This window comes from Acrocarpospora macrocephala, assembly GCF_009687865.1.
Lineage (GTDB): Bacteria > Actinomycetota > Actinomycetes > Streptosporangiales > Streptosporangiaceae > Acrocarpospora > Acrocarpospora macrocephala.
On record NZ_BLAE01000134.1, the window covers coordinates 1 to 8,146 of the forward strand.

The 8,146-nt window shown below is 68.2% G+C and carries 9 protein-coding genes; 3 read left to right on the forward strand and 6 right to left on the reverse strand.

Translation table 11 applies throughout. The features are described from left to right. From Amac_RS52975 to Amac_RS52990, 4 genes are all read right to left on the reverse strand, one after another. Positions 1–1,609, reverse strand: a 1,609-nt coding sequence (locus tag Amac_RS52975) for a beta-N-acetylhexosaminidase (RefSeq protein ID WP_246269266.1), incomplete at its 3' end; no start/stop codon positions are given. A gap of 102 nt (positions 1,610–1,711) precedes the next feature. Then, complete coding sequence (locus tag Amac_RS52980) at positions 1,712–2,539, reverse strand: N-acetylmuramoyl-L-alanine amidase (RefSeq protein ID WP_155362008.1); 828 nt, start codon at positions 2,537–2,539, stop codon at positions 1,712–1,714. Positions 2,540–2,641: 102 nt separating this feature from the next. Continuing rightward, complete coding sequence (locus tag Amac_RS52985) at positions 2,642–2,890, reverse strand: hypothetical protein (protein WP_155362009.1); 249 nt, start codon at positions 2,888–2,890, stop codon at positions 2,642–2,644. 76 nt (positions 2,891–2,966) lie between these two features. Further along, positions 2,967–4,070, reverse strand: a complete 1,104-nt coding sequence (locus Amac_RS52990; RefSeq protein ID WP_155362010.1) for a LacI family DNA-binding transcriptional regulator — start codon at positions 4,068–4,070, stop codon at positions 2,967–2,969. Between the two features lie 130 nt (positions 4,071–4,200). On the opposite strand from Amac_RS52990, the gene Amac_RS52995 reads away from it, so the two are divergent. Next, positions 4,201–4,896, forward strand: coding sequence for a TetR/AcrR family transcriptional regulator (locus Amac_RS52995; protein WP_246269267.1), 696 nt, complete (start codon positions 4,201–4,203; stop codon positions 4,894–4,896). Positions 4,897–5,028: 132 nt separating this feature from the next. Here the strand turns inward: Amac_RS52995 and bldC are convergent, their stop codons facing one another. Both bldC and Amac_RS53005 read right to left on the reverse strand, forming a co-directional pair. Next, positions 5,029–5,232 carry a developmental transcriptional regulator BldC gene (gene bldC, locus Amac_RS53000; protein WP_013133571.1) on the reverse strand — a complete coding sequence of 68 codons (204 nt, stop codon included), beginning with the start codon at positions 5,230–5,232 and terminating at the stop codon, positions 5,029–5,031. A 321-nt stretch (positions 5,233–5,553) separates the two neighbouring features. Next, the gene (locus Amac_RS53005) at positions 5,554–6,408 is read right to left on the reverse strand and encodes a DUF8083 family protein (RefSeq protein ID WP_155352100.1); all 855 of its coding nucleotides are present in this window, start codon (positions 6,406–6,408) and stop codon (positions 5,554–5,556) included. Positions 6,409–6,538: 130 nt separating this feature from the next. On the opposite strand from Amac_RS53005, the gene Amac_RS53010 reads away from it, so the two are divergent. Both Amac_RS53010 and Amac_RS53015 read left to right on the forward strand, forming a co-directional pair. Beyond that, complete coding sequence (locus Amac_RS53010; RefSeq protein ID WP_155362011.1) at positions 6,539–7,633, forward strand: Leu/Phe/Val dehydrogenase; 1,095 nt, start codon at positions 6,539–6,541, stop codon at positions 7,631–7,633. Positions 7,634–7,784: 151 nt separating this feature from the next. Further along, positions 7,785–8,018: a DUF3073 domain-containing protein gene (locus tag Amac_RS53015; protein ID WP_155352098.1), complete on the forward strand. Its 234-nt coding sequence runs from the start codon at positions 7,785–7,787 to the stop codon at positions 8,016–8,018. Positions 8,019–8,146: the final 128 nt, after the last annotated feature.

An 8,146-nucleotide genomic window follows, 5' to 3' on the forward strand; every position in this document is an offset into this window, starting at 1 on the left:
GGCCAGTCCAGGTGATTTCGGCGGCGGCGCAGGCGCGGGGCCAGGCGCGGTAGTCGAGAGTGCGGGCGTCGGGGATGCGTTCGCTCCAGAGTTGGAACTGGGCGCCTGCGACGTGGGCCTGTTCGGCAGGGGTCCAGGAGGAGGGGACGGGGGCGAAGGCGGCCACGTCGGCGACGGTGATCGTGTCGCCGATGGCGAGGGGTTCGGTGGGGGTGGCGGCTTCGGCGTAGTCGAAGTAAAGGGGGTAGACGGGGGTCATGACGACGTCGTGGCCGGCGACTGCCGCGCGGTGGGCGACGTTCATGCCGCGCCAGGGCATGACGATCGTGTCGGGACGGAGGCGGCCGCTGACGAAAGCCTCGTCCCAGACGACGGCTCGGGCGCCGCGGGTGGCCAGGGCGTCGGCTAGTTGGCGGAGGAACCAGGCGTGCTGGTCGCCGGGGGTGGCCAGGCCGAGGGATTCGCGGTGTGCGGAGATTTCGGGAGAGGTCGCCCAGTCGTCGAGGACGCATTCGTCGCCGCCGATGTGGAAGTAGGGGAGCGGGCCGAGGGCGTCGATGAGCTCGTCGAAGATCGTTATGAGGAAGTCGAGGGTGGGTGGGAGAGGGGAAAGGATGGCCGGGGAGATTCCCCAGCGGTTGAGGACTTCGTGGGATTCGGTGGGTTTGGCGCCCAGGGTCGGGTAGGCCGCGAGGATGGCGGAGGCGTGGCCGGGGACGTCGATCTCTGGAACCACGGTCACCGAGCGCGCCCGAGCGTATGCCGAAATTTCGCTCAGATCGGCCAGGGTGTAGTAGCCACCGTGCGGGATGCCGTCGTCCGAGGGCTCCTCGCCAAAGAAGCTCGTCGTCGTGCTCGCCCGATACGACGAAATTTCGTGCAATCGCGGGAACGCCCGGCTTTCCACCCGCCAGCCCTGGTCATCGGCCAGATGCAAGTGCAGCCGGTTGAGCTTGTGCACCCCCATCAGATCCACCATCCGCAACACTTCCCGCTTCGGCAGGAAATGCCGGGACAAGTCCAGATGCGCCCCCCGCCACGCCAACGCCGGAGCGTCCGTCACGCGCCCGCAGGGCACCGTCCAGGCCGTCCCGGGCAACGCCGCCGCCCGGAATGCCTCCACCGGCAGCAACTGCCGCAGCGTCTGCCCAGCGTAGAACGCTCCCGCCGGACCCCCCGCCGAGATCTTCACCCCCGCCTCGGAGATCGCGATCGAGTATGCCTCCGCCCCCAGATCCCCATCCCGCTCCACGGTCACTCCCGCCGCACCATCGGTCCGGCCCAGGTCTCCATCCCGCTCCACGGTCCCTGCCGCACCACCGGCCCGGCCTAGGTCTCTGTCCCGCTCCACGGTCCCTGCCACGCCACCGGCCTGGCCCAGATCTCCGTCCCGCTCCACGGTCCCCACCGCGCCACTGGTCCGGCCTGGGTCTCTGTCCTGCTCCACGGTCCCCACCGCACCATCCGTACGGCGCAGATCCAGGACGGGCAACGCAAGCCGTACCGAATCGACAAGATCGGCAGGACCGGAGACGAGCGACCCGACGGCGAAGGTGAACACACCGGGCGCGGCTTCCGCGAAGCGGGGGCGAGGCAGCAAGCTATCCATGCCCGAGATATGCCCAGAAGCCGCCCGGCCCGTCGGCTTCACCGGTTGTGAAGATCCGTGATTGTCCATGCCCCAGATATGCCCCTAAAGACCGACAAACGATCATTTCAGGTATGTCTGGAACCCCTGCGCCAGTGCTGCGGCCAGCTTCTGTCGCCAGGCCGCGCTCTTGAACTTCGCCGCGTCCCCGGCATTCCGCATGTTCCCGGACTCCAGGAAGATCTTCGGCACGGACGACAGGTTCAGCCCGCCCAGATCGGTGCGGTAATCCAGCGCCTTTGACCCGATGTAGGTGGAATAGGGCATCCCCGTCCCCGTGTGCACCGCGTCCCTGATCGTGATCCCCAGTTTCCTGGAGTCCGCGACCACCGGATCCACCGGACCATTGATCTTCTTCGGCATGATCACATGGAAGCCGTGGTTCCCGGCCGCCGACCCGTCCGCGTGGATGGAGATCGCCGCGTCCGCCTTGGCCGCGTTCCCGATCGCCGCCCGCTTGGTTATGCACGGCCCGGCACCGGTGTTGTTGGCCCTGGTCAGTTTCACCGTCGCGCCCTTGGCGCGGAGCAACTTGGCCAGCCGCTGCGCTACATCCCAGTTGAACGCGGCCTCGGAGTATCCATCGTTGGTCGCCGTCCCCGTGGTGTCGCAGGCCTTCCACTTGGTCAGCACGTTGACCTGCTTGTTGATGATCTCAGGATGCTTGTAGTTCCCGCCGTTGTGCCCGGGATCGATCACGATGACCTTGCCGTCGAGGGGCTTCGCCGGGGCGGCGGCCTCGCCTGCCGCCCGGGCGGTGCCGTTCTTGCTGACTTCGAGCGGCGCGGTGGCGTCAGAGCCGGTTCCGGCCCCCGCCGCGCCGCCGCACGCCGCGACGCCGAGTCCGGTCAGGGCCAGGACAGCGGCGACGACCGCCGAACGACGACTCATCGCGGTTGGTTCCCTTCGCTGAGGTCTGTCAACGTCCCAACCTACGCGCAGCAGGGACGTGACCAGACCGTGATTAGCGAGAAAACCCAGAGACGACGAGAACTACCAAGCGGGTTCCGTGGCTTCCTGCTTGTGCAGCAGTGCGGCCAGTTCCCTGGCGTCCTCGGCGTCCAGGCCGAGCACCACCCGCGGGCGCCCCCACGGATGGTCGATCGAGTGCGCCACGTAGCTGGCGACCGACTCGATGCTCATGTCCGCGGGACGTCCCCGCGTGGCCCGCCAGTGACCCCAGGCCCGTTCGAGCTCGGCCGCGGCGCGCTGGGCGCAGGAGACCAACTCCGGATCACGCATTCATTCCCCCAGGTCGATGCGTCGGCGTCATGCCCGCAGTCAACACCTGCCGGAACATGACGCCGCCGCGATTGACCTAGCTTTGGGCGTCGCTTGGCGCGGGACCGGTGCTGCGCCGTACCACCAGCTGGGGGGTGACCTGGCGGAGCCGGGAGGTTTTGCCCGGTTCGCAGATGCGGTCGCTGAGCAGCGCGGCGGCCGAGCGGCCCATCGCGCGGCGCGGCTGGTCCACGCTGGTCAGCGAGATGTGGTGAACGGCGGCCAGGTGGGTGTTGTCGTAACCGACCACCGACAGGTCCTCCGGCACCCGCAGGCCCAGCTCGCTGGCGGCGGTGAGCACGCCGAGCGCGACCACGTCGTTGGCGGCGAAGATCGCCGTCGGCCGCGGCTCCCGGTTGAGCAGGGCCAGCGCCGCGCGGCGGCCGCCCTCCTCGGTGAAGTCGCCGTGCTCGACCATGATGTACGGCGCGAGCGCGTGCCTGCGCATCGCCACCAGATACCCCTCGCACCGGCACCGGGCGGCCGACGACGGCGTGCCTTCGATGTGCGCGATCCTGCGGTGGCCCTGCTCGACCAGGTGATCGACGGCCAGCCGGGCGCCGAGTTGATCGTCGTCCACGACGATGTCGACGCTGTCGAGTTCCACGTCGCGCTCGCCGACCACCACGGTCGGGGTGTACGCGGCGGCTTCGGCCAGGGTGTCGCTGGAGGGGGCGACCCCCAGCAGCACGAGCCCGTCGACGCGCAGTTCGAGGAACGCCTCGACGGCCTCGTCCTCGAACGCCGGGTCCCAGCGACCGCTGCCGATCAGCAGGCGCAGGCCCTCACCGTGCAGGCTCTCCTGGAGCCCGTCGAGGAACTCGGCGTAGAACGGGTTGTGCAGGTCGGCGACGAGCGCCCCGACCAGATGGGTCCGGCCTTCGACCAGGCTGCGGGCCACCGCGTTCGGGCGGTACCCCAGCTCTCTGGCCGCTTGGAGAACCGCCTCCCGGCGATGCTCGCTGACATGTGGCGACCCGCGCAGAACCAGGGAGACCAGTGACTTCGATACGCCCGCGCGCTCGGCGACGTTGCGGATCGTCGGTCGTGGCCGCGGGCTGAACCCGTCGGCGAGTCCGGAATCCGGTACGGGTACCGCGATGTCGTGCCGGGCAGTGGTCTGCATTGACGGTCCTGACATGGTTCTCCCCACGATGCGCGGACGTGCACCTGTCAGACAGAACGATCGAATCCCGGATAAGGTACGGGTAAATCCATCTTGATCGCTTTGGAGCGCGCTGTCAGCTAGCGACTCCGATAGTCTCGACAGTGTGGGTGCAACTCCCCGGCCGGCGAAACTTGACGCTAAGGACCGGGACAATTCAGAACAGCCAAACCAGTCAGATCAGCGGCCCGCGCGCAGGCGGCTGAGTGTCGACCGCCGCCGTGAGGAACTGATCGCCGCCGCGCTGGAGCTTTTCAGCAAGCACGACGCGGAAGACGTCTCCATCGACGACGTGGCCCTGTCGGCCGGCGCCTCCCGGGCGCTCGTCTATCACTACTTCGGCGGCAAGCAGGAGCTCTACGTCGCCGCGTTACGCAGCGCGGCCGACGAGCTGGAGGCCAGACTCCACCCCCAGCAGGGGGGCCGGCCCATCGACGAGCTCGCCGCCGGACTGCGGCGCTACTTCGATTTCGTCGAGGAGCACGCCGCGGGGTTCGCGGCGCTCCTCCGTGGCGGCCCGGCCGACCGATCCGGCGAGATCGGTGAGATCGTCGACGGCGTCCGGCAGCGCCTGTTCAGGCTGATCATGAACCAGATGCGGGTCACCGAGCCCAGCCCGGTGCTGCGCATCACGCTCCGCTCGTGGATCGCCTCCGTGGAGACGGCGGGGCTCGACTGGCTGGAGCACCGCGACCTGGATCGGCCCACGCTGGAGCGCTTGCTGGGCGAGCAGATGGTGGCCCTGGTGGGGGTGGCCGCCGATTACGACCCGGAGGTCGAGCGGCTCACACGTAGCTCCTAGGGCTCCTAGGGTTGGGTCGGCGCCGGGCGGGCGGCGCCGGATCACATCTGGTACCGGGATGTGATGTGGACGCGCTCACATCGCTGACGCGAGCGCGCCGTTCGTCCCCCTAGGTGCTGCGATCCCCCGCTACTACTCCGAGCGCTGCTGCGGAATGCCCGCGAGCAGCGCCCGAACCTCGGTTTCCCGGTAACGCCGGTGTCCGCCGAGGGTGCGGATGGACGTCAACTTGCCCGCCTTCGCCCACCGAGTGACGGTCTTGGGGTCGACGCGGAACATGGTTGCGACCTCCGCCGGGGTGAGCAGTGGCTCGGCCTCGGGTGTACGAGCTGACATTTGTGCGGCCTCTCCTCCGTGTGGACCGGCGACAGCGATCCTGCGACTTATCTTGGCGCTTGTCACGGATGTCCCCCAATGATCCATAACGTGCGGTTTCTTGGACCATTTGCGGCATCACCCGATGTGACCATACAGCCACGTAGCGCGATTGGCGAGCCCTCTGGGCGCAACGTCTCGACCACGTGTTGATGTCACGCTCGGTGATTCTAGCGACACGTTTCGTGGTATCGCAGTGAAAACGGCAAACTACTCAGTTCGCAGTTGTCCCATCGACCATCTCATGACCCAAAGCCGCAGGTCAGCCCCACTGGTTGGGGCTCAGTTGGCCGACTCCAGACTCTGGATCGACCTCCAGCGGAGGATCACCCGCTGATACATCGCGAAGGCAAGTTCTTCCTGACCGTTGTCCAAACCCGTGAGAGCCGCCGCCAATTCGGCCACGGACTGGTCGGCCTGCAAGGTCTCATCGTCCATCAGGTGCACCAGGCCGCCGTAGTCCAGTTCCACCAGCGAGTGCGGGTGGAACTCCTCCAGCCAGCGGCCCACGTCCTCGACGTCGGTCAGCGTGTCCACGTCGCCGACATGCCGCCGGATGACCACCAGTGCCCGGGCCACCCGCTTGCGGGCCTGCGCCATCGACGTCACGTAGAGCATGTTCCTGGCCGGGGCCATCGTGATGCCCTCCGACTCCTCGCCGCGCAGCACCAGCCAGCGCTCGGCCGAGTCGAACGGCACGAACCACGGGGTCGGGACGTGCCAGGTGCTGGTCCTGATGTGCATGCGCAGGGACGGCTCGCCGCGTTTGAAGGCGTCGAACTCGTTGGCCGTACGCTCCGCGACCGGGGTCGGCACGAAACGGTCGGCCAGTTTGACCGGCATGCTGCCGCGGAAGGTGGCGAACGCCAGCCAGGAGCGCAGCCGGCTCTGCCACGGGCAGACGTACAGCACGTCGTCGACACGCCGCAGGTAGGCGTTGTGGCTTTCCGCGCTTGGCGCGGGGAACGGCGGCACCCGCAGGATGCGCCGGACGGACTCCTCGTGCTCGACCTCAAGCGCCCCGGCCCGCCTCGGACGTTCCGGATTCTGGGCATACCTGGCCCAGGCCAGCCGATCCCGCTCCGGAAATGCGGTCAGCGGCTCGTAGACGCGGAGGTACGCGGCGTAGGGCAGCACACCCCGAATCGTGCCATGCGAAACGGATCCGCGCAGTGTCCACCTGCTCGCAATCCATGATCGTCGTTACCCTGGAGGGTGAGATCCGCCGCAATGGAGCGGTGGACAGAGACGATCAGGAGTCACCACAGTGACCGACGTCTTCGGGCTCTCCCACCAGGAACCGAGCCGAAACTCGCGGCACGAGCAGGTCGTGTTCTGCGCGGACGACCGCAGCGGCCTGTACGCGATCATCGCCATCTACAGCACGGCTCTCGGGCCGGGCCTGGGCGGAACCCGTTTCTACCCCTACCCCGACGAGCAGGCCGCCCTGGCCGACGTGCTCAACCTCTCCCGGGCCATGGCGTACAAGAACGCCCTGGCCGGCCTGGACCACGGCGGCGCCAAAGCCGTCATCATCGGCGACCCCACCACGGACAAGACCGAAGCCCTGCTCCGGGCCTACGGCCGGTTCGTGCAGTCCCTCGGCGGCCGCTACTACACCGCCTGCGACGTGGGCACCTACAGCGAGGACATGGACATCGTGGGCCGCGAGTGCGCCTACGTGACCGGTCGCACCCTCGCCCACGGCGGCGCGGGCGACTCGTCCATCCTGACCGCCTACGGGGTGTTCCAGGGCATGCGCGCGGCGGCCGCGCACCGCTACGGCGACCCCAGCCTGCGCGGCAAGCGGGTCGGCGTGGAAGGCGTCGGCAAGGTCGGCCACCGCCTCGTCGAGCACCTGCTGGAGGACGGCGCCGAGGTGGTGATCTGCGACGTCAACGACCAAGCCGTCGAGCGGGTACGGCACCGCCACCCGGAGGTCGACTCGCTCCCCGACGCCGCGGCCCTGGCCACCGCGGACATCGACGTCTACGCGCCCTGCGCCCTCGGCGGCGCCCTCACCGACGACACGGTGGCCACGCTGCGCGCCACGATCGTCTGCGGCGGGGCCAACAACCAGCTCGCCCATCCCGGCGTGGAGAAGCAGCTGGCCGATCGTGGCATCCTGTACGCGCCTGACTACGTGGTGAACTCGGGCGGGGTCATCCAGGTCGCCGACGAGATCGCGGGCTTCAACATGGAGCGGGCCAAAGCGAGGGCGGCTCAGATTTTTGCCACCACCCAGAAAATCTTCGCCATCGCCGACGACGAGGGCGTCCCCCCGGCCGTCGCAGCAGATAGGCTGGCAGAGCGCAGAATGTCGGAAGTCGGGCGGCTTAGAGCCATTTGGCTGGGCCGCTGACTGCCGCCGCCCAGACGGCGTACCGAGCGGGGCGCAAAACAGGTACGGTTGTAGGCGAACGAGAGGCTGACGCCCTAAGTCAGGTGGCGTCAGTGCGTGGTGCGTTAGCGACGAGGGGTCGGGCACGACCCCGCATGAGGGGGTCGAGCCAATGGGGCGCGGCCGAGCCAAGGCCAAGCAGGTCAAGGTCGCCCGCCAGCTGAAGTACAACAGCGGCGGCACGGATCTTGAGCGCCTGCGTGCGGAGCTCGGAGTCGAGGACAACGTCGATTCCGACCGCAATGACGAGCACGACCCTTATGACGAGTTGGCAGATCGGTATGCCGATTATGCCGCCGTCGACGACGAGGACGATGGGGACGACCCACCCGGGAGCCGTCGTTGAGCGGTTCCTGACCTAGCGAAACAACACCCGGCATGGCACGGCTATGCCGGGTGTTTTCGCCGCCCTCGCAAGGGCCCAGCGCTCCGGCCACCCGGAGCGCTATTCGCCGTTGCCGTATTTCCCCCACC